Source organism: Undibacterium sp. Ji42W (assembly GCF_049340405.1).
Lineage (GTDB): Bacteria > Pseudomonadota > Gammaproteobacteria > Burkholderiales > Burkholderiaceae_D > Undibacterium.
In genome coordinates, this window is sequence record NZ_JBMPOV010000050.1 from 1 (window position 1) to 526 (window position 526).

At 55.5% G+C, this 526-nt stretch carries 1 pseudogene; it reads left to right on the plus strand.

The window, feature by feature from the left end:
* Positions 1–110 precede the first annotated feature (110 nt).
* Positions 111–526: pseudogene (locus ACO0LG_RS29540) on the plus strand (MotA/TolQ/ExbB proton channel family protein); the annotation flags it as partial.

Below are 526 nucleotides of genomic sequence, written 5' to 3' on the forward strand. Positions count from 1 at the left end.
CTCTGTGTCTCTGTGGTGAAGATGTTTGGTCTTAAAGTTTAATATTCAAGTAATACATAAAAACAGCAGTAAGCAATACCAACCTTATTTTGTTAAAAGGAAGCACCTCAATGAAAACCCGTTTCTCCGCATTCCTGGCTGCAACACTCCTGGCCTTGACAGCCGCCGTTGCCGTCGCCCCTGTTTCTGCACAGGAATCCGCCTCTGCAGCTGCCTCCGCTGCCGCCCCAGCCCCAGCACCAGCCCCTGCTGCTGACGCAGCCCCGGCAGCCGCCGCTCCAGCGGACGCTGGCGCCCCGGCAGCCCCCGCACCTGCCAAAGAAATGGTCGACAACCCATACGGCCTCGATGCGCTCTGGAAAACAGGTGACTTCGTTGCCAAAGGCACCCTCATCATCATGGTCATCATGTCCATGGGCAGCTGGTACATCCTCATCACCAAAATCATTGACCAAGTTAAATTGTCCGGTCAAGCCACAGATGCCCGCGCCAAATTCTGGAAAGCAGCGTCCGTACAAGCCGGTGC